The organism is Clostridium saccharoperbutylacetonicum N1-4(HMT) (assembly GCF_000340885.1).
In the GTDB taxonomy this organism is placed as follows: Bacteria; Bacillota; Clostridia; order Clostridiales; family Clostridiaceae; genus Clostridium; species Clostridium saccharoperbutylacetonicum.
In genome coordinates, this window is the sequence record NC_020291.1 from 3,066,723 (window position 1) to 3,091,300 (window position 24,578).

At 28.8% G+C, this 24,578-nt stretch carries 24 protein-coding genes and 1 riboswitch; of the genes, 16 read left to right on the plus strand and 8 right to left on the minus strand.

Annotated elements, in window-relative coordinates; all coding sequences use genetic code 11:
- The first annotated feature begins 77 nt into the window (after positions 1–77).
- On the plus strand, positions 78–824 hold the full coding sequence (locus tag CSPA_RS13785; RefSeq protein WP_015392914.1) for a segregation/condensation protein A: 747 nt from the start codon (positions 78–80) through the stop codon (positions 822–824).
- Complete coding sequence (gene scpB / locus CSPA_RS13790) at positions 814–1,422, plus strand: SMC-Scp complex subunit ScpB (protein ID WP_390624472.1); 609 nt, start codon at positions 814–816, stop codon at positions 1,420–1,422. Before CSPA_RS13785 ends, scpB begins: the two co-directional genes overlap by 11 nt.
- Positions 1,423–1,551: 129 nt before the next feature.
- On the opposite strand, the gene ytfJ is transcribed toward scpB, so the two are convergent.
- Complete coding sequence (gene ytfJ, locus CSPA_RS13795) at positions 1,552–2,034, minus strand: GerW family sporulation protein (protein ID WP_015392916.1); 483 nt, start codon at positions 2,032–2,034, stop codon at positions 1,552–1,554.
- A 23-nt stretch (positions 2,035–2,057) separates the two neighbouring features.
- The gene (locus CSPA_RS13800) at positions 2,058–2,585 is read right to left on the minus strand and encodes a DUF2953 domain-containing protein (RefSeq protein ID WP_015392917.1); all 528 of its coding nucleotides are present in this window, start codon (positions 2,583–2,585) and stop codon (positions 2,058–2,060) included.
- A 141-nt stretch (positions 2,586–2,726) separates the two neighbouring features.
- Between CSPA_RS13800 and CSPA_RS13805 the strand changes: the two genes are divergently transcribed.
- The 12 genes from CSPA_RS13805 (at position 2,727) to CSPA_RS13860 (ending at position 15,143) form a co-directional block, all read left to right on the plus strand.
- The gene (locus CSPA_RS13805; protein ID WP_015392918.1) at positions 2,727–3,581 is read left to right on the plus strand and encodes a D-alanyl-D-alanine carboxypeptidase family protein; all 855 of its coding nucleotides are present in this window, start codon (positions 2,727–2,729) and stop codon (positions 3,579–3,581) included.
- Positions 3,582–4,094: 513 nt separating this feature from the next.
- A complete protein-coding gene (locus tag CSPA_RS13810; RefSeq protein ID WP_015392919.1) occupies positions 4,095–5,084 on the plus strand; it encodes a sulfide/dihydroorotate dehydrogenase-like FAD/NAD-binding protein in 990 nt (329 codons plus the stop codon).
- Entirely contained in the window at positions 5,081–6,358 is a 1,278-nt protein-coding gene (locus CSPA_RS13815) for an FAD-dependent oxidoreductase (protein ID WP_015392920.1), read from the plus strand. The genes CSPA_RS13810 and CSPA_RS13815 overlap by 4 nt, the downstream gene beginning before the upstream one ends.
- Before the next feature lie 112 nt (positions 6,359–6,470).
- Positions 6,471–6,731 (plus strand): hypothetical protein, encoded by a 261-nt coding sequence (locus CSPA_RS13820; protein WP_015392921.1) that lies wholly within the window; start codon positions 6,471–6,473, stop codon positions 6,729–6,731.
- A 317-nt stretch (positions 6,732–7,048) separates the two neighbouring features.
- On the plus strand, positions 7,049–7,759 hold the full coding sequence (locus CSPA_RS13825) for a pseudouridine synthase (RefSeq protein ID WP_015392922.1): 711 nt from the start codon (positions 7,049–7,051) through the stop codon (positions 7,757–7,759).
- A 108-nt stretch (positions 7,760–7,867) separates the two neighbouring features.
- Complete coding sequence (locus CSPA_RS13830) at positions 7,868–8,764, plus strand: MurR/RpiR family transcriptional regulator (protein ID WP_015392923.1); 897 nt, start codon at positions 7,868–7,870, stop codon at positions 8,762–8,764.
- 78 nt (positions 8,765–8,842) lie between these two features.
- Positions 8,843–10,189, plus strand: coding sequence for a CCA tRNA nucleotidyltransferase (locus CSPA_RS13835; protein WP_015392924.1), 1,347 nt, complete (start codon positions 8,843–8,845; stop codon positions 10,187–10,189).
- A 158-nt stretch (positions 10,190–10,347) separates the two neighbouring features.
- Positions 10,348–11,379 carry an FIST signal transduction protein gene (locus tag CSPA_RS13840; RefSeq protein ID WP_015392925.1) on the plus strand — a complete coding sequence of 344 codons (1,032 nt, stop codon included), beginning with the start codon at positions 10,348–10,350 and terminating at the stop codon, positions 11,377–11,379.
- A gap of 16 nt (positions 11,380–11,395) precedes the next feature.
- A complete protein-coding gene (locus CSPA_RS13845; RefSeq protein ID WP_015392926.1) occupies positions 11,396–12,376 on the plus strand; it encodes a methyl-accepting chemotaxis protein in 981 nt (326 codons plus the stop codon).
- A 55-nt stretch (positions 12,377–12,431) separates the two neighbouring features.
- Positions 12,432–12,534: riboswitch (TPP riboswitch) on the plus strand.
- 102 nt (positions 12,535–12,636) lie between these two features.
- Positions 12,637–13,389 (plus strand): ABC transporter ATP-binding protein, encoded by a 753-nt coding sequence (locus CSPA_RS13850; RefSeq protein WP_015392927.1) that lies wholly within the window; start codon positions 12,637–12,639, stop codon positions 13,387–13,389.
- Complete coding sequence (locus CSPA_RS13855; protein ID WP_015392928.1) at positions 13,386–14,129, plus strand: ABC transporter permease; 744 nt, start codon at positions 13,386–13,388, stop codon at positions 14,127–14,129. The genes CSPA_RS13850 and CSPA_RS13855 overlap by 4 nt, the downstream gene beginning before the upstream one ends.
- Before the next feature lie 3 nt (positions 14,130–14,132).
- Positions 14,133–15,143, plus strand: a complete 1,011-nt coding sequence (locus tag CSPA_RS13860; RefSeq protein ID WP_015392929.1) for an ABC transporter substrate-binding protein — start codon at positions 14,133–14,135, stop codon at positions 15,141–15,143.
- An 81-nt stretch (positions 15,144–15,224) separates the two neighbouring features.
- Here the strand turns inward: CSPA_RS13860 and CSPA_RS13865 are convergent, their stop codons facing one another.
- On the minus strand, positions 15,225–15,956 hold the full coding sequence (locus tag CSPA_RS13865; RefSeq protein WP_015392930.1) for an alpha/beta hydrolase: 732 nt from the start codon (positions 15,954–15,956) through the stop codon (positions 15,225–15,227).
- A 95-nt stretch (positions 15,957–16,051) separates the two neighbouring features.
- Complete coding sequence (locus tag CSPA_RS13870) at positions 16,052–16,945, minus strand: helix-turn-helix domain-containing protein (RefSeq protein ID WP_015392931.1); 894 nt, start codon at positions 16,943–16,945, stop codon at positions 16,052–16,054.
- Between the two features lie 206 nt (positions 16,946–17,151).
- Here CSPA_RS13870 and CSPA_RS13875 point away from each other — a divergent pair, with 206 nt between their 5' ends.
- Complete coding sequence (locus CSPA_RS13875; RefSeq protein ID WP_015392932.1) at positions 17,152–18,084, plus strand: DMT family transporter; 933 nt, start codon at positions 17,152–17,154, stop codon at positions 18,082–18,084.
- 80 nt (positions 18,085–18,164) lie between these two features.
- Here CSPA_RS13875 and CSPA_RS13880 read toward each other — a convergent pair whose 3' ends face one another.
- The 4 genes from CSPA_RS13880 to CSPA_RS13895 form a co-directional block, all read right to left on the minus strand.
- On the minus strand, positions 18,165–19,442 hold the full coding sequence (locus tag CSPA_RS13880; protein ID WP_015392933.1) for a hypothetical protein: 1,278 nt from the start codon (positions 19,440–19,442) through the stop codon (positions 18,165–18,167).
- 80 nt (positions 19,443–19,522) lie between these two features.
- On the minus strand, positions 19,523–20,797 hold the full coding sequence (locus CSPA_RS13885) for a DUF4179 domain-containing protein (RefSeq protein WP_015392934.1): 1,275 nt from the start codon (positions 20,795–20,797) through the stop codon (positions 19,523–19,525).
- A gap of 59 nt (positions 20,798–20,856) precedes the next feature.
- On the minus strand, positions 20,857–22,134 hold the full coding sequence (locus tag CSPA_RS13890) for a hypothetical protein (protein WP_015392935.1): 1,278 nt from the start codon (positions 22,132–22,134) through the stop codon (positions 20,857–20,859).
- 71 nt (positions 22,135–22,205) lie between these two features.
- A complete protein-coding gene (locus CSPA_RS13895; RefSeq protein WP_015392936.1) occupies positions 22,206–23,480 on the minus strand; it encodes a DUF4179 domain-containing protein in 1,275 nt (424 codons plus the stop codon).
- A gap of 245 nt (positions 23,481–23,725) precedes the next feature.
- On the opposite strand from CSPA_RS13895, the gene CSPA_RS13900 reads away from it, so the two are divergent.
- Positions 23,726–24,559: a methyl-accepting chemotaxis protein gene (locus CSPA_RS13900; protein ID WP_015392937.1), complete on the plus strand. Its 834-nt coding sequence runs from the start codon at positions 23,726–23,728 to the stop codon at positions 24,557–24,559.
- The last annotated feature ends 19 nt before the right edge of the window (positions 24,560–24,578 follow it).

Sequence of the window (24,578 nt, forward strand, 5' to 3'; positions counted from 1 at the left end):
GTTATTATATATTAGAGTGTTTAAAATTATACAATTTATTATATTTACTAAATTTATTATGGAGGTAAAGAAGTATAATGGAACTTCCAAAAATTAAAATAAATGATTTTGAAGGCCCTTTTGATTTATTATTACATTTAATTAGAAAAAATCAAATGGATATATACAATGTTAAAATATATGAAATAACAAATCAATATTTAAATTATCTTAATGAGATGAAGGAAATGGATTTAGAAATAACTTCTGAATTTATTGTAGTAGCAGCTACATTAATTGAAATAAAGTCAAAATATCTATTACCTAAAGCCAAAAAAGAAGATGAAGATGAAGAGGATGACGAAAAGAAATTATTAGAGAAACTTATTGAATATAAGAAAATCAAAGGAGTTTCTGCATTCTTTAGAGAAAGATATGTAAGTGCCGGAGATGTATATGGTAAGAAACCTGAAATAATTGAAGAGCGAAAAGATAATATTGTACGAGTTGATTTGTTAAAAGATACAAGCCTTATTGAATTATATAATATTTATAATAATTTGTTAGAGATTTATAACAATAAGCAAAATAAAAATAATGTAATTCAAAAAAAGATATACGTAGATAAATACAAAATAGAAGATAAACTTGAGTTTATTAAGGCAAGATTAATGAATGAAAAAATAAGCAATTTTGATGAGCTTACAAAAGAGTGTGAATGTAAATTAGAATGTGTTGTAACTTTTTTAGCTTTGCTTGAAATGATTAAGCAAAGGATGGTTAAAGTTTATCAAAGTGATAATTTTATGAATATTTTAGTTGAGAGGAGAATGGATAGTGAGTAAAGAAAAAGGTATTCAAATTCCATTTTTAGATGATTTAAAAAAGAATGCTTTAAAATCAGCTATAGAAGCTTTACTTTTCGCAAGTGGAGAACCGTTAAGTCTTCAGGATTTGGTTAATCACCTTGAAGAAAAATCTAAACTTATAGAAATTATTATTCAAGAAATGATAGAGGAATATGAAGTAAATAAAAGTAGAGGAATAAAATTAATTTGTATAAAAGGAAGTTACCAATTAGTTACAAAATCTGAAAATGCAGATTTTATACAAAAACTTCTAAAGAAAAATAAGAGACAATCATTATCTCAGGCTTCAATAGAAAGTTTGGCTATAATAGCATATAAGCAGCCAATAACAAGGATTGATATTGATGAAATCAGAGGAGTTAAGTCTGAAAGTGCATTACAAAGACTCATGGAAAAAGATCTTATAAAAGAAGTTGGAAGGCTAGAAGTGCCAGGTAGGCCAATATTGTATGGAACAACAGATGAATTTTTAAGACAATTTGAATTAAAAGACTTAAAGGAACTTCCTTCTCTAGATTTGTTTGGACAAGACGATTCTGAGGAAGATATAGAAGAAACAAAGGAACAAGTCTAAACAATATTATTAATAAATAAAACCAGATTTTTATAAATTGAAAGAGAAATAGAAAATTTGAGTAAATCAAATAACTATTTCTCTTTTGAATTAAAAAATTAGGAGTGACTCGAGGCATATTTTGTATGCCTAAATATTACTGCTGTCATCGCAATAACATTCATTGGTATCATGCTTAACATTACTATCAACATTTGTAGTATTACCATTATTATCATTTTTATTCTTTTTACACATATCTTTTACAAGACTTTTTATTATATCTAGTATTTGAGGAACGGTATCTACAATTCTGTCATAAGTTGTATCTTGATCTACAGGAAGCATTCTTACTCCATCTGGCTTTACAACTAAAAATGCAACAGGTTTAACTGAAACTCCTGCACCAGATCCGCCACCAAAAGGAAATACTGTGCTGCTAAGGTTTTGCTTTTCATTGGAAAATTCACTACCACCAGATGCAAAGCCAAAACTCAATCTTGATACTGGAACAATATAAGTTCCATCTTTTGTTTCAATGGCTTTACCAATTACGGTATTAACATCAATCATATCTTTAAGATTTTCCATAGTACTTTTCATTAAGTTTTCGACATGTTGTTCATTTGACATAATAAATCCCCTAAATTAAGGGGTCACCTCCCTTGGCTAGTTATATATTTTAACAATAATATTGTTATGTATATAATGTTGGCAAGAGATAAGAAAATTATACTTGAAGTTTCAAATTTTAGTAAAAATTTATCCTCAAAAATTGGGTTGATTTTAAAATTAAATTTTCTTATTTTAAAAGGTATACTTGAGAGAATGAATACTAGTGATGGTATTTGACATAGTACTCCATAAGAAATAGCTGTTTTAGCTGCATCGTTAAAAGAATAATCTAAAATTAATTTTATTCTTAAATATGGTTTGAACTTTGAATGATATAAATCAAATATAAAAGATTTTAAATCAAGATATTTATAAAATATTTTGAAAAGGTCCTCTTCTTTTTTATCTAAGTTAATATTTTCTTTAAATTTATCTTTTTTTTTTGAAGTTAAAGTAATATTGTAGAATTTTATATAATAATCATCCGAAGAATAGTAAATACTAAATTTAATAGGAATAGGTAAAAATAATATAAATAATATAACTAGTACAATAAGAAATAAGTTCATAAAATTCCTCCAAACTCATACTATTATATAATTATTGACTACAATATCCAAAAATAAACCCTAAAAAATATTTAAATTAGGTTTAAAAAATTTTTTTCAAGGTAAACTAAACTCAAAGAGTAAATTTAGAAGGTGATAAATATGCAGAAAGGTATTAAGAGTATTGCTATTATATTATTCAGCCTTATTTTTATTCAGTCATTAAGCCTAAATGTATATGCAGAAAACATAACTGGTACTAATTTTAAGGTAAATGCAAGGTCAGCAATAGCTTTAGATAAAGAAACTGGCACTATTTTATTTGAACAAAATGCATATGAGTTAGTTCCAATGGCAAGCACAACAAAAATTCTTACGTCACTTATTGCTATTGAACAAGGAAATTTGGATAAAAAAGTTACTATAAGCAAGAAAGCAGCAAGTATTAGAGGATCAAGAGTTGGTTATAAGGCTGGAGAGGAAATTGTATTAAAAGAACTAATATTTGGTCTTATGTTTAAATCAGGCAATGATGCGGCTATTGCTATTGCTGAAGAATTGGGAGGTTCCATTGAGGGATTTTCAGAAATAATGAACCATTATGCAAGGGGAATAGGAATATTAGATTCGCACTTCGAATCTCCACATGGATTGGACAGTAGTAATCATTATTCTACTGCTTATGATTTGGCGATGCTTACATCAAAGGGAATGGATTATGATTTGTTTAGAGAAATAGTAGGTACTAAACAAATTTCTAAAGAAAAATATAATTTTACAAGAGATTATAATAATATAAACAAAATTCTTTGGATGATTCCAGGGGCTAATGGAGTTAAGACAGGGTATACAGGTCAAGCTGGGAAATGCTTAGTATCATCAGTTAATAACAATGGAAAAGATATTATTATAGTTGTGTTAAATTGCCCTGATAGATGGAAAGTTACAGATAAAATCTACAATCATGTGTTAGAAAAAGTAGCCTTTGGAAGTAATACTGTTAAAGAATTAGTATAATTATATATTATGGATATCCAAATTAATAATCAAACTTATAATTGGAATATACATGCATCATTGAGAAATTATAATCATAACACTACACTAGAAATTAGATACATTTTTCTGGAAGCAGGCATGTGAAATTGAGCTGATGATGGTTATTAGTGGAAGGTTGTTTCATTTTCTGCTTGTCATAAATTTACTTTAGGAACATGCAGAAATGGGTGCAACCTTCCACTTAGAACCTTCCAGCGAAAATTTCACTAGTCCTGTGGAAGATAAATGTATCTGATTTCTGTAATTGTTGCATAAGTCTAATTCTCACTTTGGACATCTATAAGAATTTGAGAGTAAAAGATAGTCATATTATATGATAGTTCTTTTACTCTTATTATTGTTTTATTCCTAAATGTAACTACTTATATTTTAGTAAAGCAGTTGTGCTACAAGAACTCATAATTTTTGTGTCAAATTAAGTAATTTGAAATAATCTAATATAGAGAAGCAATTTTATCTAAAGGAGAAAGAATGGTAAAAGAAGCTATAGACTGTATAGATGCTGGAACTGAATTTTGCCCTTGTAAATTAGCAGAATATGGACAATGTTTAATTTGTTCTCAATGTCAAGGAGAGGAATTTTGTGACTGTTTAAATTGGAAGGGGGTTTGCATATATCAAGAATTCTTTAATAATAACAATGTGGCAAAAGAAGGGCGCAAAACTTATAAATGTAATATAAAAGACATAACAAATTATAACGATAAGTTAGTTAAAATTGAATTTAATGCGCCGCATAAACTTGTTTTAGACTTGGTTAAACCAGGAAGTTATATTTTTATACGAACTGATGGAAATAATTACTTTGACATTCCTATATCGATTATGAATTGTGATATAGAAGAAGATGCAATAACAATTGCAGTTGAAATTAGAGGAATAAAAACTAACAAACTGCTTTCTGTAAAATCTAATGATAACATAGAAATAAGAGGGCCATATTGGAATGGTGTTTTTGGAATAAAGAATATATTTGCTCAAAAGCAAAAAAAGGCATTAGTTTTAGCAAGAGGAATTGGACTTGCTCCTATGTTGCCTGTTATAAGAAAATTAATTTTACAAGATAATGAAGTACAAGTTGTAATAGATAAAAGTCCATTTGAAATGAATATTGCACAAGAATTTTTAGATAATTATAAAGTAAATGTTTCAGAAAGCTCTTTGTTAGATAAAGGCAGCATTTCGGATCATGCTAAGGTAATTATAAAAGATGCACTTAAAAATGATACAAATTATATTCATATAGCTGGAGCAGATATTTTAACTTATGGAGTTATTAATTATTTAGATGAGCTTAATAGGAAGGATGTATCTCTTTCATGTTGTAATAATTTTAAAATGTGCTGTGGTGAAGGCATTTGTGGCGCGTGTACGTCAAGATTTTCAGGTCATAGAGTAAAAAGATTCTGTAAAGAGCAGGCAGACCCAAGAAGTATTTTTGAAGGGAGAAGATATATATGAAGATTGTTATTGTTGGAGGTGGGTGGTCTGGCTGCACTGCAGCAGTCGCTAGCAAGAAAGCTGGTGCAGACGTTACATTAATAGAAAAGACAGATTTACTATTGGGGCTTGGAAATGTTGGCGGCATAATGCGTAATAATGGACGATATACAGCAGCGGAAGAATTGATTGCTTTAGGCTGTGGAGAATTAATAAAAATTACAGATAGAGTTTCAATTCATAGAGATATAGATTTTCCAGGACATAAGCATGCAACTCTTTATAATGTAAATATGATTGAAGGAGAAGTTTGTAAATATTTAAAAGCTTTAGGTATTAACATTATGATGGAAAGTAGAGTTAATGATATTAACTTTGATGGCCAAAAAATTAAAGGAGTTTATCTAAGTAATGGAACTTATATAGATGGCGATGTATTTATAGAAACTACTGGAACCACAGGACCAATGGGTAATTGCCTTCGATATGGTAATGGATGCTCTATGTGTGTATTAAGGTGCCCATCTTTTGGACCAAGAATTAGTATAAGTGAAAGATGTGGTGTTCCAGATATTCAAGGCGAAAGAGGCGATGATATATTAGGAGCATTTTCAGGATCATGTAAATTAGCAAAGGAAAGTTTATCAGAAGAAATTAGAAATGAACTAGATACTAAAGGGGTTGTTGTGTTAAAGGTACCTAAGGAAGATATAAATTATGACAAGCTTAATACAAAGGTTTGCCAGCAATATGCTTTGAAAGAATTTGCGGAAAATATCATTCTTCTCGATACGGGCCACGCTAAATTGATGACGACTTATTACCCGTTGCATAAACTAAGAAAAATTAAAGGCTTGGAAAATGTAAAATATGTAGATCCATATGCGGGAAGTAAGGGGAATTCTATAAGATATTTATCTGTAGCACCAAGAACTAACGATTTAAAAGTTGTTGGGGTTGATAATTTGTTTTGTGCTGGCGAAAAAAGTGGCTTATTTGTTGGACATACGGAAGCCATAGCAACTGGGGCTTTAGCAGGACATAATTCTGTGAGATTAGCAATGGGAATGCCATTATTAATTTTGCCTTCTTCAATTGCAATTGGAGATATAATAACTTATGCAAATGAAAGAGCTGGAAGTAGAGAAGGAAGAAAGGATAGATATACATTTGCAGGATCTGTATATTTTGAAAGAATGAAAGAACTTGGATTATATACAACTGATGTGGCTGAAATTAGAAGGAGAGTTGAAAAAGTTAATTTAGATAATGTTTTTAATCAAAGATTATGCTGAAAAGATATTTCAAAAATGAATAAATTTTAAAATTTATTTTTGATATATATATAGAACAAAAAGTCAAAAAATTGAATAGTATATATTAACAAAAGAATAGGAGATGGTGAACATGTCAAAACATTCTAATTCTTGTTGCTGCTGTAAGTGTAATTCTTGCTGTTGCAATACAAGACCTAGCTGCTTCGATTGTTGTTGCGGTTGTGGAAATAATATGGGAGGATGCGGCGGTTTCGGCGGAGGCTGTGGTGGCGGATTTGGCGGCTGCGGCGGCGGATTTGGAAGCGGATTCGGCTGTGGCGGCAGCTGGATTTGGATATTATTAATTTTATGCCTTGGTGGAAGATCAGGCTGTGGAGGATTTCTCTGGTAATTTGATTAATCTTAAGGTATAAAACTATAAAGTAGCCTTATTATTAAGTGATAGAAACGCTAAGGAAGTTTAGCGTTTCTATTATTTTATGAATAATAAGATTTGAAAGTTGTATTATATAGTTTAACAAGATATAATTTAAAATGTTGACATGGAAAATATATTTTGATTGAGAGATAATATATTGTAAAAAGAAGTGTTCAAAACATATAGATTTCCAAAGAAAATCTACTTTAATTGATTATTGATGCCCTAAAAGGGTACCCTGTGGGGTATTAACCATTACAATATATTTGATTTATGGAGTGATTAAAGTTATGGAAGAAAGATTGCAAAAATTTATGGCTAGCTGTGGAGTAGCGTCTAGAAGAAAATGTGAAGAACTAATACTTGCTGGGAAAGTAAAAGTTAATGGCATATTGGTAAGTGAAGTTGGAATTAAGATTGATCCTACAAAAGACTTGGTAGAGTATGAAGGAAAAGTAATAAGTAAGGAAGAGAATAAAGTATATATAATGCTTAATAAGCCGGAAGGTTATATAAGTTCAGTTAAAGATGAAAAGGGAAGGCCTACAATTTTGGATATAGTAAAAGTTAAGGAGCGTATTTATCCTATAGGTAGACTTGATTATGATAGTTCTGGATTATTGCTACTAACTAATGATGGAGAAATATATAATAAAATAATACATCCTAGAGTGGAACTTAAGAAAAAGTATATAGCTGTTGTTCAAGGAGAAATAAGCGAAAAAGATATTAATAAATTTGAAATAGGTATAGATATTGGCGGATATATTACAGCTCCAGCTGAATTAAAAATCTTAAGTTATGAAAAAGATTTATCAACCGTTGAAATTTCGATTCATGAGGGAAAAAACAGACAAATAAGAAAGATGTGTGCAGCCTTAAATCATGAAGTGTTGTCATTAAAAAGAATAGCTATTGGAGATATAAAACTTGGATATTTAAAAAGAGGAGAATTTAGAATTTTAAATGAAAATGAAGTAGAATATCTAAATTCTTTATAGACATTAAGTTGGTATTTATTTGATTATATGAGTAATTTATTGAACATTTAGAAATAAGATGTTAAAATTAAAATAAGATATTACAATTTGATAATAGGGTGGCACAATATGGATGAATTAAATAACGAAAATAGCAAAGACTTAATGAGATTAATTCAAGGTAAATTCATTAGGTTAAGTAAAGGACAAAAATTAATAGCTGAATACATATTAAAGAATTATGATAAGGCTGCATTTATGACAGCTGCAAAGTTGGGAATATCAGTAGGAGTGTCAGAGTCAACAGTTGTTAGATTTGCAATTGAGCTTGGGTTCTCAGGATACCCTAAATTACAAAAGGCTTTGCAAGAGTTAATAAAGAATAAGCTTACAACAGTTCAAAGGCTAGAACTTAGAAATGATTATTATACTGATGGTGATGCATTAAAAGGTGTGCTTAAGGCAGATATGGAAAATATAAGAGCAACCTTAGAGAAAATAAACGAAAATACTTTTGAAGATGTAGTAAAAAATATTTTTGAAGCGAAAAGAATTTATATCATAGGACTTAGAAGTTCAACTGCTTTAGCTGAATTCTTAGGATTTTATTTAAATATCATTTTGCAAAATGTTAAGATAGTTAGTTATGGTATTTCAGATGTTTTTGAACAAATGATTAATGTTGGAGACGGAGATTTAGTTATAGGAATTGGTTTTCCAAGGTATGCTGCAAAGACTATTGATGCTTTAGAATTTGCACAAGACAGAGGTGCTAAGGTAGTTGCATTAACAGATAGTTTGTTATCACCTTTAGCATCTAAAGCAGATCATACATTGATTGCACAAAGTAATATGGCATCGTTTGTAGATTCATTAGTGGCTCCAATGTCAGTAATAAATGCATTGATTATTGCCGTTGGAATGAGAGAAAAGGAAAATATCTCTGATATTTTTGGTAATCTAGAGCAAATTTGGCAGACATATAACGTATATTCTTATAATAGTAAGAATGTAGCTGACGAATAAAAAATGAAATTAATTAATAAGCTGCTCTCATAAAATTGAGAGCAGCTTATTAATTAGTAAGAGAATGGAGAGGAAGTTGTGAACATAGAAATTAATATGCCTGAAAATGTAAAATATATTATTAATACGTTAATGACGAATGGATATGAAGCATATGTTGTAGGGGGATGTGTTAGAGATAGTATTTTAAATAGAGAACCTAAGGATTGGGATATAACAACTAAAGCAAAACCTGAGGAAGTCATAAACCTATTTGATAAAGTCATTTTGACAGGGTTAAAACATGGAACTGTTACCGTTATTATTAATAAAGAAAATTATGAAATAACAACTTATAGGACTGATGGTGAATATGAGGATAATAGACATCCTAAAGAAGTGAAGTTTGTAAACTCTTTAAAAGAAGATTTAGCAAGAAGAGATTTTACTATAAATGCAATGGCTTACAATGAAAGAGATGGTCTTATTGATTACTTTAATGGAGTTAAGGATTTAAATAGTAAAATTATAAATACTGTAGGAGAGGCAAAAAAAAGATTTGAAGAAGATGCTTTAAGGATGCTTAGAGCAATAAGATTTTCCGCTCAATTGAATTTTGAAATTAATTATAATGTATTAGAAGCAATAAAAGACCTTAAAGATAATTTGAGAAAAATTTCTAAAGAAAGAATAAGAGAGGAATTTAATAAAACAATAGTTTATAATCCTAGAAAACTTCAGTTATTAAAAGATACTGAAACTTTTGAATATATTATTGAAGGCATAAGCAGCATTTATGACTTTGATCAAAATAATCCGTATCATAGCTATGATTTATATGAACATACACTTTTAGCTACAGAAGCTATTGAACCAATTATCCACTTAAGATTAACCATGCTTTTGCATGATCTAGGAAAAGTAGTTACTAAAACTACAGATGAGAAAGGAATTTCACATTTTTATGCTCACCCTAGGGAGTCATTGAAAATTGCAGAAAAAATACTTGGTACTTTAAAGTATGACAATAATACCACTAATAAAGTCCTAACTTTGATAGAATACCATGATTGCACTTTAAAAAGCAAGGTTTCAATAAAGAGAATGCTAAATAAAATAGGAGAAGAATTATTTAGAGATTTATTAAGAGTTAAATGGGCAGATGCTCTAGCACAAAATCCTAAATATTTTAAAGATACTGTAAAAAACTTACTTGAAGTAGATGAGAAGCTAAACATAATTATTAAAGAAAGAGAATGCTTTTCAGTGAAAGATTTAAAAATTAATGGTGAAGAGCTTATTGCCTTGGGATTTAATAAAGGAAAAGAAATTGGAGAAACGTTAAAATATCTATTAAACGAAGTTATTGCAAATCCAGAATTAAATAAGAAAAGTGAATTGATTAAATTATCAGAAGCTAGATTAAATGAAAATTCTATAATATAAGTAAAAAATATTAAATTGAAGTTAAATTTTTATGTAAAAACTAGAAAAAAATATTATAATAGATTAAGATAGGATTTTTTATGCAAAAGTGAAGTTTTTTGTATAATATGAACTATTGTAGAAAATAGGTAATTAATAAAGTTATTAGAGGTGTTTTTATGAAATCACTAGTTTTTACCAGTATACAGGAAGCATTAGATGCTATAAGGAAAAATAATGATAAGGGATATGTTTTATTTTCAAATGTTGAAAAAATATTAGAATTATCAAAGATGGTTAAAGCAAATGTTGTGCTTTGTTCTACTGCTGGAGAATATGGGAAGAATGGATATGAGGAAGGAATTATTTCGGGTTTTGAATATGAACTCGATCAGGCTGAAGTTGTAGAAATACTTTATCCACCAATAAAAAGTGTTTCAAAGTTAAAAGAAGCTTATAGCAAAGTTAAAAATAATAGTAATGCATTTGCACTATTATTATGTGATGGATTAACAGGGATGGAAGAGAGTATTATTACAACTTTTTATTTTGCTGATGATAATTTTAAAATTATTGGTGGAAGTGCTGGAGATAATCTGAAATTTAAAGAGACCTTTATTTACATTGGAGGTAAAAAGGTTCATAGTGTTGCAATATTTTATAATGCTCAAAGAAGGACAAGTTTAATAAAAGAAAATATTTATGAGCCGAGTGGAAAGAGATTATTGGTAACAGCTGCAGATACTATAAATAGAACTGTAAAAACTTTTAATAAGGTTCCAGCAAGTATAGAATATGCAAGAGTGCTAGGTGTAACAGAAGAAAACTTACCTAACATGTTCATGAATAATCCATTAGGAAAAATATATAAAGATGATGTTGTTATTGCATCACCAATGAAGGTAAATGCTGATAAGTCTATTACTTTTTATTGTCAGGTTATACCAAATACTTTTGTAGAAGTTTTAAAACCTATTGACCCAGATGAACAAGTAAAAAGGACTTTAGGAAGACTGCCTTTTAAACCTAGCTTCATATTTTCTGTGCATTGCATTTTAAGAAGTTTAAAATTTAAAGAAGAAAAACTTTGGAAAAACATTGATAAAGAGATTATATCTTGTTGTTCTAATACTACTGGATTTATTAGTTATGGAGAACAATATTATAAAGCTCATGCAAATCAAACAATGGTAATGTTAATTGTGGAATAAAAGGGGAGAGGAAAATATGTTTAATTTTTTAGGTAAAGACAATAATACGGACAAAATTGATTCTAATATTAATGCTGCTGAATTAAATAAAGTAGAAGAAAAAGAATTTGGATATACAAATGAAATTTTTGATTTAGCAAATCAAATTCAAAGGAATATTGATGTTTTAGTTAATGAAGAAGGAAGTATAACATATGGGTTGGATAGCATTTTAAAAGGTTCAGAAGTTACAACGGAACAGACGGACCATGTAAATGAACATCTTAAAACTTTATCTGAAAATAGTGATAATACAAAACGATTAGTGGACGGAGTATTTTTAAGTCTTGATAAATCAAAAGAAGAAATTAATATGGCAAAAAAAGATTTTAATGAAATTATTAATCAAGTTCAATCAATTTCATCTGTATTTGATGAATTTAATGAAGTAATTTCTGAAATTCAAACTAATTATAATAGTATTCAAGGACTAGCCTCTATAATAACTGGAATTGCTGGACAAACTAATTTGCTTTCTTTAAATGCTTCAATTGAAGCAGCTAGAGTTGGCGAAGTAGGTAAAGGTTTTTCAGTTGTTGCAAATGAAATAAAAAAACTTTCTTTAGATACTCAGGATAATGCAAAAGATATTATGACTTCATTGAAAAACTTAACACAGTCTATGGAAAGATTAATGAGTAAATCGAATGATGGAGTTAATGTAATAAATAAAACCAGTGGAGTTATCGGAGCGTCATCTACTATATTAGATAGGATAGCTAAAGCCGAAGCAGAAGTACATAAAGATTTACAGGAAGTTCAAGTTTCACAAATTAATAATTTGGAAGGAATAAAGGAAATATCAACCAATTTAGTGAAATTAGTTGACAAGTCAAAATCTGAAAATCAGGAATTAGAAGAAATTATCTTTAGTATACAGAAAAAAGCAGATTGTTATACAAACATATTAAACTATCTAAATCAAATTAAAATTTTAAAAGATCAATCAAATAGTTAATTTAGTAATAATATTACATTTACATATGCAGAATTTTAGTATATAATCGTGAAAGAAACAAAACTAGGGGTGCATTAAAACGCTGAGAGAGCTTAATAGCTTAACCCTTTGAACCTGAAGTGGTTAGTACCAACGCAGGGAAGTGAGTTTGCCTATTATGAGAAGTTTACATTGAAAAATGATAAATTTATAAGAAATAGTTCAAGCTTTCTATCCTTGTGATGGAAGGCTTTTTTGTCGTATATAAGGAGATGAGAACAATGCTTGAATTTAATAATGTTACTTTTAAATATCCAGAAGATGATTATACAATGATAAAAGATTTATCATTCTCAATAGAAAAAGGTGAATTTATTTCTATTATAGGTGCCAGTGGCTGCGGTAAAAGTACCATCTTTAGGTTAATAAATGGATTGGAAAAAATTCAAGGTGGAAAGATATTTGTTAATGGGAATTCTATAGAAAATATGAAAAATTATAGTGCATACATGCCTCAAAAGGATTTACTTTTTCCTTGGAGGACTATAGGAGAAAATCTTTCCCTGCCAATGGAACTTCAAAAAATTAATAAGAATGAAAGAGAAAAAAGAATTTTAGATATGCTTAAGGAAGTTGGTTTATTAGGTTACAAAGATAAATACCCTAAGGATTTATCTGGAGGAATGAAGCAAAGAGTTGCTTTTGCAAGAACTATACTAACTGGTTCAGAGTTGCTTTTATTAGATGAGCCATTTAGTGCTTTGGATTCATTAACAAAAATTTCAATGCAAGAATGGCTATTAGAAGAATGGAGGTATTTTAATAAAACTATATTATTCATTACTCATGATGTTGAAGAAGCTGTTTTTCTTTCTAAAGCTATATTTGTAATTCATGATAGTCCAATAACTCATTTAGAAAAAATTGAAGTGCCTCTTGAATATCCTAGAAACAGAAGCTTCCTGCAAAAAACACAAATTATGCAATTAAAAGAAGACCTTATAGAAAGACTTAGACAGAAGGTGAAATTATGAAGAAAAACCTGCCAGCTATAATAGTAATATTAGTCATTCTTGGAATGTGGCAAGGAATTGCTGTTATCATAAATGCACATTATATATTGCCGTCACCAACACAAATATTAGCAAAGTTATGGTTGCTTAGAGAACCTTTATTTATGGTACATTTACCAGCAACAATGGGAGTAACGATTCTAGGACTGTTTATTTCTGTAATTTTCGGATTGGCTTTGGCTATAGTGATGGATTTGAATGAAAATATAGAAAATGCCTTATATCCAATTATAATAGCATCTCAAACCATACCAACAACAGCTATTGCACCTTTATTTGTACTATGGTTTGGATATAGTATATGGGGAAAAGTTTTGGTAACAATATTAATAACTTTTTTTCCAATAACAATTTCAGTTTATGATGGTTTTAAGTCAACTAAAAGAGAAATGGAAGAATTATTAATAACTTATGGTGCAAGTAAAATGGATATTTTTATAAAGCTAAAAATACCAACAGCGCTTCCAGCCTTCTTTTCTGCAATAAAAATGGCAGTGCCATTAAGTATTATTGGTGCAGCAATAGCTGAATGGCTTGGAGCACAAAGTGGGTTAGGGTATTTTAGCAAAAGAATGATGAGCCAGCTAGACGGTGCAGGTGTTTTTGCACCTATTGTATTGCTTTCAATAGCAGCAATGATTATTGTTGCAATAATTAATATAATTGAAAAAAGAATGACAAAATGGAGAAAGGAGATTTAACAAATGAAAAAAAGAATTTTAGCATTAGTTATGTCATGTTTAACAGCTTTTACAATAGTAGGTTGTAACAAGGCTGAAAATAAACAGGAGGCAGATAAAAATAAACCTCTTGAAGAGGTAAGTGTTGTACTTGATTGGTATCCTAATGCAGTCCATGGATTTATTTATGATGCAATTGAAAAAGGATATTATGAAAAAGAGGGCTTAAAGGTAAATATACAATTTCCTTCAAACACTAATGATGCAATAGCGCTTACAGCAGCAGGAAAAGCTGATCTGGGAATTTATTATTTACAAGATGTTGCAATGGCAAGAGGTAATGAAGGTATTCCAGTAAAGGCAGTAGGGACTATAGTTCAATCACCTTTAAATATAGTACTTTCATTAAAAGACAAGAATATTAAGAGTCCTAAAGATCTTGTTGGCAAGAAAATAGGTTATGCTGGAACAGAACTATCTGAGGCTATTATTGGCACAATGCTTGAAAATGTAGGAGCTAAAAAAGATTCTGCTACTACAGTAGATGTAGGTTTTGATATTATGAATTCAATGACAACAGGAAATGTAGATGCAACTATTGGTGGTTTTATCAATCATGAACTTCCTGCTTTAGAGGAACAAGGGTTTCAAATGAATTATTTTTCACCAGCAGATTATGGTGTGCCAAACTACTATGAATTAGTTTTTGTTGCAGGAGAAAACAACCTTGATAAAAATTCAGATAAAATAAAGAGATTTTTAAAAGCTTCAAGGAAAGGCTTTGAAGATATGAAAGCTAATCCAGATGAAGTCCTTAAGCTATTAATGAAAAACCAAAATGCAGAAAATTTTCCACTTAGCGAAAATGTAGAAAAGAAGAGCTTCAAAACTTTAATTCCTGTTATGGAAACTAAAGATGCTAAATTTTTATCACAAGATACAAAGGTTTGGCAGGATAATATTGATTGGCTTACAAAGAAGGGACTTTTAAAGAAGACCTTTAATGCATCTGATGTTGTTGAAAATTTAGAATAAATATATCAATAAAATATTAATCCCAGTAAAGTTTTTATGGAATAAACTTACTGGGACTTTTAAAGTTTAAATAAACTTTTGCTATTTAAGAAATTTGACTACTTCCTCAAATACTGCTTCTTTTTCACATTCTATTGTTATATTATGTCCACATTTTCTTAGACATACATCTTTAATTTGTTTTGAAGTTACATTTTCCTTTATTACTTCAACGCCTTTTTCATTAATTGAATTATCCTTTTCTGAATGAATTATTAGCAAAGGCTTAGCGATCTTATTTAAATCAGTTCGTGCGATTTTTTGAAGTTTACTTAATTCATGAACACAGGATAATGGTATTTTATTGTAACCTAATAAATATTTTGATTCCTCTTCAGGGCGTTCACTTGGAGGCCATTCAGTATATTTCATAAAATGTTTTAATAATGGAATAAACATAGCTCTTTTATCTTTAGTCATTAGAGCCGGTGCTAACAATACAAGCTTATCAACATGGTAGTTTTCACCAAGGATTAAAGATAAAACACCTCCCATAGAATGGCCAATTACATATATTTTACTGCAAGAAGTCTTGAGCTTATTATAGGCTTGAACAACAGAACTTATCCAATGAGCATGTGTTGAAATTTCAAAATCCTCTACAGTTGTACCATGACCTGCAAGCCTCATACCATAAACGGTATAGCCTTCACCTATAAGATTTTCACCTAATTCCCTTAATTCAGCTGGCGTTGAGGTGAATCCGTGTATTAGCAGGCATCCAACATCATTTCCTTTAATAAAATATTCATCTTTAAGGTTTATATTTTCCATATGTTATCCTCCAATGCAAATACATGATGATAGTTGAGCTATCATCAAGATATATATATTATATCATTAGAAACAATTAAAACAATATTTACGATTTAATATCTTTCTCTGTACTCTGAAGGGGTACAGTTTCTATATTTTTTAAATATTTTTCCAAAGTAACTTATTCCATTAAAGCCTACTTCAAATGCTATTTGAGAGATTGGTTTATCACTTTTTAGTAGTAATTCAGCGGCTCTTGAAATTCTATATTCCATTAGATACTCAAAAGGGGTAATTTTTAGAACTCTTTTAAAACAGCGACAGCATTCACTTTTACTTATATTAGCTGCTGAAGCAATATTATCAAGAAAGATGTCTTCTGAATAATGTTTATGTACGTATTCTAAAGCGAGTTTTACTCGTTCGTTATCATACGATATAAGAGAAGGTGATATGTGAATTTTATCTTTTAGTTCTTTAATTAAATTAAGCAAAACAATGCATAAATGACTTTTTATTTCTAATTCATAAGCATAGGTTTTTTCATGAGATAAGTCAAATACTAATTTTAATTGATCTAAAATATTTTTTTGCCAATGAATATTAGGTGTTAAATAAATATATTTTAAATTTTTGCTTTCAATTAAAGGAGTGATATATCTTTTTTCGATTAATGATTTTTCACTTCCACCAATTAAAGTTCTATCAAAATCAATAGAAAACATCATACAATTGTTGTTATCATAAGGTTTAATTTGGTGTAGTATATTTGAATTTATAAAAATTCCTTCTCCAGGAGATAAGATTATTTTTTCATTTTCAATAAAAACAACTACTTTTTCTAAAAGTGAATAAGAAAATTGAAGCTCTTTATGCCAATGCCATCTAATATAGCCATCTTCGAAGAGATTAAATTTATCTGTATAAACAGCTAGTGGAAAATCGTAAGAACCATGCTTTACTGTTTCTTGTAATTTATCGTTAACTTCTATTCTTGTTGCCTGCATATTAATTATCCTCGCTAATATAGTTATAATTTTTGATAATATATTAATTGTAAACCCGTAAATATAATAATAAAATTAATATAGATTTTATAACATAAATCAATATATTTGCAATTATTATAGACGATATTTCTAAGTTACTACAAGCATTTTAGTAAAAAAATTTTATGTTTATAATATTTCTATAGAAAGTGAGTGGAAATCTAGTGAATTATAAATTGAGGTTAAAAGGAATTATCCTTGTAATCATAGGTGCAATGTTGTGGGGAGTATCTGGTACAGTTGCTCAATATTTATTTCAGAAAAAGGCTTTTAGTCCAGAATGGCTTGTTGTTATTCGCTTACTAGCTTCTGGAATAATATTATTGATAGTTTCTTATATAAAAGGAAATAGAGATATTCTGGAAATATGGAAGGTGAAAAAGGATAGAGTGAATCTCTTATTATTTGGAATTATAGGAATGGTAGGCGTCCAATATACATATTTTGCAGCAATAAAATATGGAAATGCTGCAACTGCCACAATACTTCAATATTTATCTCCGGTGATAATTACTTGCTATTTGGCTTTCGGTACTAAAAAGATGCCAAAACTTCAAGAGTTGATTGCTATTCTTTTAGCTATGTTAGGTACATTTCTTATTATTACAAAAGGAAATCTTACTACTATAGCTATTTCTAAGCAAGCTTTGTTTTGGGGAATAAGTTCTGCCTTTGGAGCCGCTTTTTATACTGTACAACCACGTAAGCTTCTTGAAAAATGGGGATCAATTTTAATTGTTGGGTGGGGAATGTTAGTAGGGGGGATAGCGTTTAGTTTTATTCATCAACCTTGGATTTGTGAAGGGAAATGGTCAATTGAATCCATATTAGCAGTTGTATTTGTAATAATTTTTGGGACTTTAATTGCTTTTACCTGCTTTTTAGAAAGCTTAAAGTACATTAAACCAACAGAATCAAGTATATTATCTTCAGCTGAACCTTTGTCAGCAGCTCTGCTAGGGGTATTGTGGTTACATGAACAGCTTGGAATAGAGCAGTGGTTAGGGACTTTATGTATTATAATTACAATAATAATTTTATCCTTTGTAAAAACAGAAACTAAAAGTCAGAACGAAATAATTTGTAAAGAAAATTAATAGTTATAATTCATAACAAAATGCCCTATAAATAATGTGCTTTTAGCATAATATTTGTAGGGCATAATATTATTATTTATTTATTTATTTATTTGTATTTCAGTTCCTAATTTATATTTATCAATAAATTTTATTATAGGATCAAAATTTACTTCTACAGTTTTATCCTTGTCAACATTATTGAATTCGACAATATAGCCAAGAGCGTCTTTAGGGTCTTTAGAAATATCAATTTGTCTATTACCACGATAATAATCATGAACATTTTCTGTTTGGTCAAAGTTGTAATACATATTCATATTACTTGCTAAAAGCAGACTTTCTAATTCATTTGTGCCTTTGCAATAAACCTTTAACGTAGTATCTGTTCTATTTATATTATAGATTTCTCCTTCAGTTTTATCATTAAAAGTAATTAATTTAGTATAATTAACCTTATCAGTAATATTTTTACTGAGTTGATCATGTTTAACGTTTTTATTTAAATCTTTGTAAATTTGTTCTCTTTGATCCTCAGTTACAGTTGAGATTATTGGTATTATACTTAAATTACTTTGAGTTTTCAATTTATCATAAGTTGCAGCTTCAGAATCACAAGTGCCAGTTATAATACGACTATTTATATCTCCTCCTGATGAATATCCAGAATGACGTAATTCATAAAAATTATTACCGGCTTTTAATATCAAATTTGTAGTATCTGCAGGTGAAAATCTATACTTATCATCTTTAGATTGATTTTCAGGTGCACTATAGGTAATCTCTGTTCCTAACATATTAGTTTCTAAATTTTTAATTGTAAAATTAGCATCTGGTACATCGATTGATAGAGCTTTTTCAAATGAATTCTTAAAGGAATCAGAAAAATCAACATTAGTTTCTATTCCCGCATTAATTTTGTATTTAGGAATTACAACATCAATTCTCAATATACCTTTTTCAGGTAAGTAATCTTTCCTTGTATCTTTTTCAAACGTAATTTTTAGTGTTTTACCATCAATATTTTCATATGATGTACTACCTCTAGAAGACTTATTATTTCCATAGGACATAATAATATCTGCAAATTCATCCATGTGATGATCATCCATTGGGGTTGGACATTTTATTGAAACTTCTACTTGTAATTTGTGTTTAGTTGCTTTTACACTATCTATTGATATTCTTACTCCATTTTTTTCATAATTGCCGCCAGTGCCAACAATATAGTTTTTATCAGTTGTTAAAGTTGAAGTAGTATTATAAGTAGAAGTTGCTTGTACATTATCAGCTGCTAAAGTAGGCATTTCTAAAATTCCAATCGTTAAAGCTATTCCTAAGACAGAACTTAATAATTTAATTATTTTTCTATTAATCATATTATCGCCTCACTTTTAATAATTTAATGTATTTATTTTTATTACAAAGCTTAAAGGTATTTTTCATAAATTAATAATCATTAATCTGTAAGCTTAATTTCATTTTCTATTTTATATTTATCTATAAGGATAATATTATCATCTAAATTTATATTCAGTTCTCTGTCTTTGTCAGGATCTTTAAGTTCTACAATATAGCCTAAAGCTTCATTTGGATCTTTGTACAAAGTAATCTCATTACCATTAATATAGGTAGCATTATTCTCACCTTTTACATAGGCATAATGTGCAAAAATATTGCTTGCCATAAGTAAGCTTTCTTTTTCAGATGCGCCCTTCAAATGGATTTTAAAAAGTCCATTATTTCGTTCTATTTTGTATATTTCTCCTTTGGTTCCATCAGAGAAAGTATAGTCTTTAGGATAGTTTACATTATTTTTGGTATCTTTAGTGGTTGTAGAAGTTTGATCTTGAGAAATTTTATTAATATAGTCAAAATCATTTTCTGTAATATAAGAGATTATAGGTAAGATACTTATATTTTTTTCATCTTTAACCATATCATAAGTTACTAAATTAGTTTTATAATTACCCATTAATATGTCACCACTTGTAGAGTAGTTACCATTTGAGTCGATTTTATAATGCTTATCACCTAATTTTAATAGCATTATTGAATTCCAAATTGAATTTTCTCTATAGTCAGTTGAATCATCCCTTTTTGGTTCAGTGTAATTAACTCTTAAACCAATATTATCAACATCAAGTTCATTTAAGGTATAATTAAATTCTGGGATTTTGCCTGAAACTTTTTGTTCGAAGACATTTTTAAAAGAATCTGTAAAATCAACAGGTGCATCAATTCCAAGGTTAACTTTATGTTCTGGTAGGGCAATATCAACTCTTAAATTCCCAGCTGATGGATATTCATCTTTGTAATTATCTTTTTCTAGAGTAATAAGCATAGTTTTGTTATTAATGTATTTTCTTGAAATATCACGTGTACGACAATTAAAATCATTGCCATATGTTAAGGCAAAAATTGAATCAGTATGACTTGAAGTGTCAAAAGGTGTAGTACTTTCAATTTTTATTATTGCTTTTATGCTGTGTTTAGTGGCTAAAGCTTTATCTAAAGTAACTTTAATACCATTTTGACTTGCAATTTTGTTAATGTTTACAAAATAATCTTTGTTTTGTGTATATGTGACAGCGGCCTGAGTTGTAACATTACTAATCTGTGAAGTTATAGAAGTATCAGCAAAAACTGATGATTCCATCACTCCAACTGTCATCATGAAGCCTATAATACCTAAAACTGGACCTAAAATTTTGCTTAATTTTTTATTAATCATTTATACGTCCTCCTTATAAAGGCACTACAAATAATTTGTTTTCGTAGTGCCTTTTTGTATTATTTAGTTAATTGTACTTCGGTTCCAAGCTTATATTTATCAACGTATTTAATCATTTGCTCATTAGTTACTTCTATAGTTTTATCTTTATCTACATCATTAAATGCTACAATATATCCAAGGGAATCTTTCGGATCTTTAGAAATATTGATTTGACTATTACCACGATAATAATCATGAGTCTTTAGTGCTTCATCCAAGTTATAATGAATATGCATAGTGCTTGCCAAGAGTAAGCTTTCTAATTCATTTGCACCTTTACAATAAACCTTTAAGTTATTATCAGTTCTGTCAATATTGTAAATTTCTCCTTCAGTTCCATCGTTAAAGGTAAAGAATTTAGTGTAATTTACTTTATCAGTCATATCTTTACTAAGTTGATCATGCTTGTTATCCTTACTTTTATTTAAATCATTATAAATCTGTTCTCTTTCATCATCTGTCATAGTACAAAGTATTGGCAATACACTTAAGCCATTTTGATTTTTTATTTTATCGTAAGTTGCGGCTTGTGCATTACAGGTACCTATATAATCATGCTTGTCTCCATCAACTGAAGAGCCACCAGAAGGAAGCAATTCATAAATATTACTGCCAGCTTTTAAGATTAATCTTGCATTTTCGACTTGTGAAAATTCCTTAAGATCATCTTTTGAATCAAGTTCATGTGTGCTGTAGGTAATTTGTGTTCCTAATGCATTAGATTCTAATTTTTTAATTGTAGAATCAATTTCTGGAACATTAATAGATAAATCTTTTTCAATTGTGTTTTTAAAGGATTCAGTAAAATCAACATTTGTTTCTATTCCTGCATTAATCTTATATTGAGGTATTACAATATCTACTCTTAATGGCCCTTTTTCAGGGAAGACATCTTTATCGGTATCTTTTTGCATAGTAATCATAAAGGTATTGTCATCAATATTTCTATAGGATGTACTGCTTCTATTAGATTTATTATTTCCATAGGACAATATAATATCGGCAAATTTACTAATTTGATTACTAATAGGAGTCTGGCCTTTTATTAAAATTACTACCTTTAATTTATGTTTTGTTGCTATAGCACTATCTATTGATATTTTTAGTCCATTTTTTTCGTAGCTGTTGTTACTACCTACAATATAGTTTTTATTAGCCGATAAGTTTGAAGTTGCACTGAAAACAGAAGTAGTTTGTGTATTTTCTGCAGCAAGAACTGGCATTTGTGTAAATCCAATAGTTAAAGCAATTCCTAAAACGGAACTTAATAATTTATTTATTTTCTTATTAATCATATAATCTCCTCGCTTTTAGTAGTTTAATGTGTTAATTTTTATCTAGAAAGGTAAATGATAAATAATGAATATTAATCAGTAAGCTTAATTTCATTTTCTAATTTATATTTATCAATAAGTCTTATACTATCATCTAAATTTATATTTAATTCTCTATCTTTTTCAGGATCTTTAATTTCTACAATGTAACCTAATGCTTCATTTGAATCTTTGTATAAAACAATATCGTTATTATTAATATAGGTATGATTTTTTTCATCTTTTGCGTAGGTATAATGTATAAACATACTATTAGCCATAAGTAAGCTTTCTTTTTCAGACGAACCTTTTAAATAGACTTTTAAAAGTCCATTAGTTCGTTCTATTTTGTATATTTCACCCTTTGTTTCATCAGAGAACTTATAATCTTTTGGATAATTTACATTGTTTTTTTTATCTTTAGTAGTTGTTGAATCTAAATCATGAGAATTTTTATCTACATCTTTAAAATCATCCGTTGTCATATAAGAAATTAAAGGTATTATACTAATATTTTTTTCATCTTTAACCAAATCATAGGTTGCAAGATTAGTTTTATAATTTCCCATTAGAGTATCACTAGATCCTGAATAGTTACCATTTGAATCAATTTTGTAATACTTATCACCTAATTTTAATAGCATTATTGAATTCCAAATAGAATCCTCGTTAGAACTTTTAGCCTCATCCCATTTAGGTTCAGTATAATTAATCTTTGTACCAATAACATCAGCTTCAATAGAATTTAAAGTATAATTAAAGCCAGGTATTTTACCTGATATCTTTTTCTCAAATACATTTTTAAAGGAATCTGTAAAATCGACAGGAGATTCGATTCCGATGTTCACCTTATACTTTGAGAGGGCAACATCAACTCTAATATTTCCTTTTGGAGAATATTCATTTTTATAATTATCTTTTTCTAGGGTTATAATCATTGTCTTGTCATCAATATATTTTTTTGAAACATTATCGCTACGACAATCAAAATCGTTATCATAGGTTAACTCATAAATGGAATCGCTATAGCTTGATTTATCAAAAGGCTTATCACTTTCAATTTTAATTATTGCTTTTATGTTATGCTTACTTGCTAAAGCTTTATCTAAAGTAACTTTAATACCATTTTGGGTTACAACTTTGTTAATATTTATATAATAATCATTATTTTGTGTAGAAGTGACAGCTGCTTGAGTCGTTACATTACTAATTTGTGAAGTAGTGGAAGTGTCTGCGAAAACTGGTGATTCCATTACTCCAATTGCTAGCATGAAGCCCATAATACCAAGAATTGGCCCTAAAGTTTTGCTTAATTTTTTATTTATCATTTAGACGTCCCCCTATATTCGTTTTGCTCTTATTTGGCTTGTAAACCATTATATTACCATAATGGTATTTTATCACTAATAATAGGTTATTCCAACTTAAAAATACCATAATTTTATAATATTAAACATTTATCAATAGATGAAATATATTAAATATTTTGAAAATTATGATATAATAAATATATTAATAGTAATCAAATGAAATAATATTTATGAGCAATCATAAAGTATGGAGGGGTATAGAAATGGAGAAAGTTTTAGAATCTATGATTGAAGTAGCACCAGTAATAAAGAAAATATTTGATGAAAAATCTGCCATTGTAATTTGTGATAAGGAGACATGTTTATATAGTTCAGATGGGACAGAAACAAAAGCAGCTACAGAAAAGGGTAAAATATTAGACAGGGAGATACTTAAAAAGTCTGGAATTGAAGAAGTTGTATTCAAAAACAAAAAAGTGTTAAATACTTTATTGAAAAAAGAAATTCATGGTGTAGATACAAAGTCAATAATAATCCCAATTTTAAATGAAAAAAGCGAAGTAGTTGGGATGCTAGGTATTAATACTAATACAGAAGAATATAGGAATATTCTGTCATCTACAGAAGAATTGAATAATTCACTAAAAGAAACAAATTCCACAGTTTCAGAAATTGCTAGTAGTGCTGTGAAGCTATCTGAAAAATTAAATTATATGGTTGATAATACGAAAGCTACAGAAAAGTTAATAGACGAAAGTAGTCAAGCTGTAACCCTAATTGAAAGTATTGCTAAGCAATCAAATCTTCTTGGATTAAATGCTGCTATTGAATCTTCTAGAGCTGGTGAGTATGGAAAGGGGTTTTCAGTTGTTGCTGGTGAAATGAGAAAATTAGCTTTAGATAGTGGAGAATCTTCTAAGAAAATTTCAGCAGCACTTGCTGACATGAGTGATAGTATGAAGGAAATAATCGATACAATAAATGAGCTGGGAGAAATATCTACTACACAAGCTGCATCTTTGGAAGAGGTATCAGCTACCATAGAACATATTTCTTCAAATTCAGAAGTGTTATTCAAACATATCAATAACAACTAAATTTGTTTATGCGATGATT

Bases quoted from the DNA above. Each gene is read 5' to 3' on its own strand.
- CSPA_RS13785 (WP_015392914.1), top strand. From the start codon at position 78: ATGGAACTTCCAAAAATTAAAATAAATGATTTTGAAGGCCCTTTTGAT.
- ytfJ (WP_015392916.1), bottom strand. From the start codon at position 2,034: ATGTCAAATGAACAACATGTCGAAAACTTAATGAAAAGTACTATGGAA.
- CSPA_RS13800 (WP_015392917.1), bottom strand. From the start codon at position 2,585: ATGAACTTATTTCTTATTGTACTAGTTATATTATTTATATTATTTTTA.
- CSPA_RS13805 (WP_015392918.1), top strand. From the start codon at position 2,727: ATGCAGAAAGGTATTAAGAGTATTGCTATTATATTATTCAGCCTTATT.
- CSPA_RS13810 (WP_015392919.1), top strand. From the start codon at position 4,095: ATGGTAAAAGAAGCTATAGACTGTATAGATGCTGGAACTGAATTTTGC.
- CSPA_RS13815 (WP_015392920.1), top strand. From the start codon at position 5,081: ATGAAGATTGTTATTGTTGGAGGTGGGTGGTCTGGCTGCACTGCAGCA.
- CSPA_RS13820 (WP_015392921.1), top strand. From the start codon at position 6,471: ATGTCAAAACATTCTAATTCTTGTTGCTGCTGTAAGTGTAATTCTTGC.
- CSPA_RS13825 (WP_015392922.1), top strand. From the start codon at position 7,049: ATGGAAGAAAGATTGCAAAAATTTATGGCTAGCTGTGGAGTAGCGTCT.
- CSPA_RS13830 (WP_015392923.1), top strand. From the start codon at position 7,868: ATGGATGAATTAAATAACGAAAATAGCAAAGACTTAATGAGATTAATT.
- CSPA_RS13840 (WP_015392925.1), top strand. From the start codon at position 10,348: ATGAAATCACTAGTTTTTACCAGTATACAGGAAGCATTAGATGCTATA.
- CSPA_RS13845 (WP_015392926.1), top strand. From the start codon at position 11,396: ATGTTTAATTTTTTAGGTAAAGACAATAATACGGACAAAATTGATTCT.
- CSPA_RS13850 (WP_015392927.1), top strand. From the start codon at position 12,637: ATGCTTGAATTTAATAATGTTACTTTTAAATATCCAGAAGATGATTAT.
- CSPA_RS13855 (WP_015392928.1), top strand. From the start codon at position 13,386: ATGAAGAAAAACCTGCCAGCTATAATAGTAATATTAGTCATTCTTGGA.
- CSPA_RS13860 (WP_015392929.1), top strand. From the start codon at position 14,133: ATGAAAAAAAGAATTTTAGCATTAGTTATGTCATGTTTAACAGCTTTT.
- CSPA_RS13865 (WP_015392930.1), bottom strand. From the start codon at position 15,956: ATGGAAAATATAAACCTTAAAGATGAATATTTTATTAAAGGAAATGAT.
- CSPA_RS13870 (WP_015392931.1), bottom strand. From the start codon at position 16,945: ATGCAGGCAACAAGAATAGAAGTTAACGATAAATTACAAGAAACAGTA.
- CSPA_RS13880 (WP_015392933.1), bottom strand. From the start codon at position 19,442: ATGATTAATAGAAAAATAATTAAATTATTAAGTTCTGTCTTAGGAATA.
- CSPA_RS13885 (WP_015392934.1), bottom strand. From the start codon at position 20,797: ATGATTAATAAAAAATTAAGCAAAATTTTAGGTCCAGTTTTAGGTATT.
- CSPA_RS13890 (WP_015392935.1), bottom strand. From the start codon at position 22,134: ATGATTAATAAGAAAATAAATAAATTATTAAGTTCCGTTTTAGGAATT.
- CSPA_RS13895 (WP_015392936.1), bottom strand. From the start codon at position 23,480: ATGATAAATAAAAAATTAAGCAAAACTTTAGGGCCAATTCTTGGTATT.
- CSPA_RS13900 (WP_015392937.1), top strand. From the start codon at position 23,726: ATGGAGAAAGTTTTAGAATCTATGATTGAAGTAGCACCAGTAATAAAG.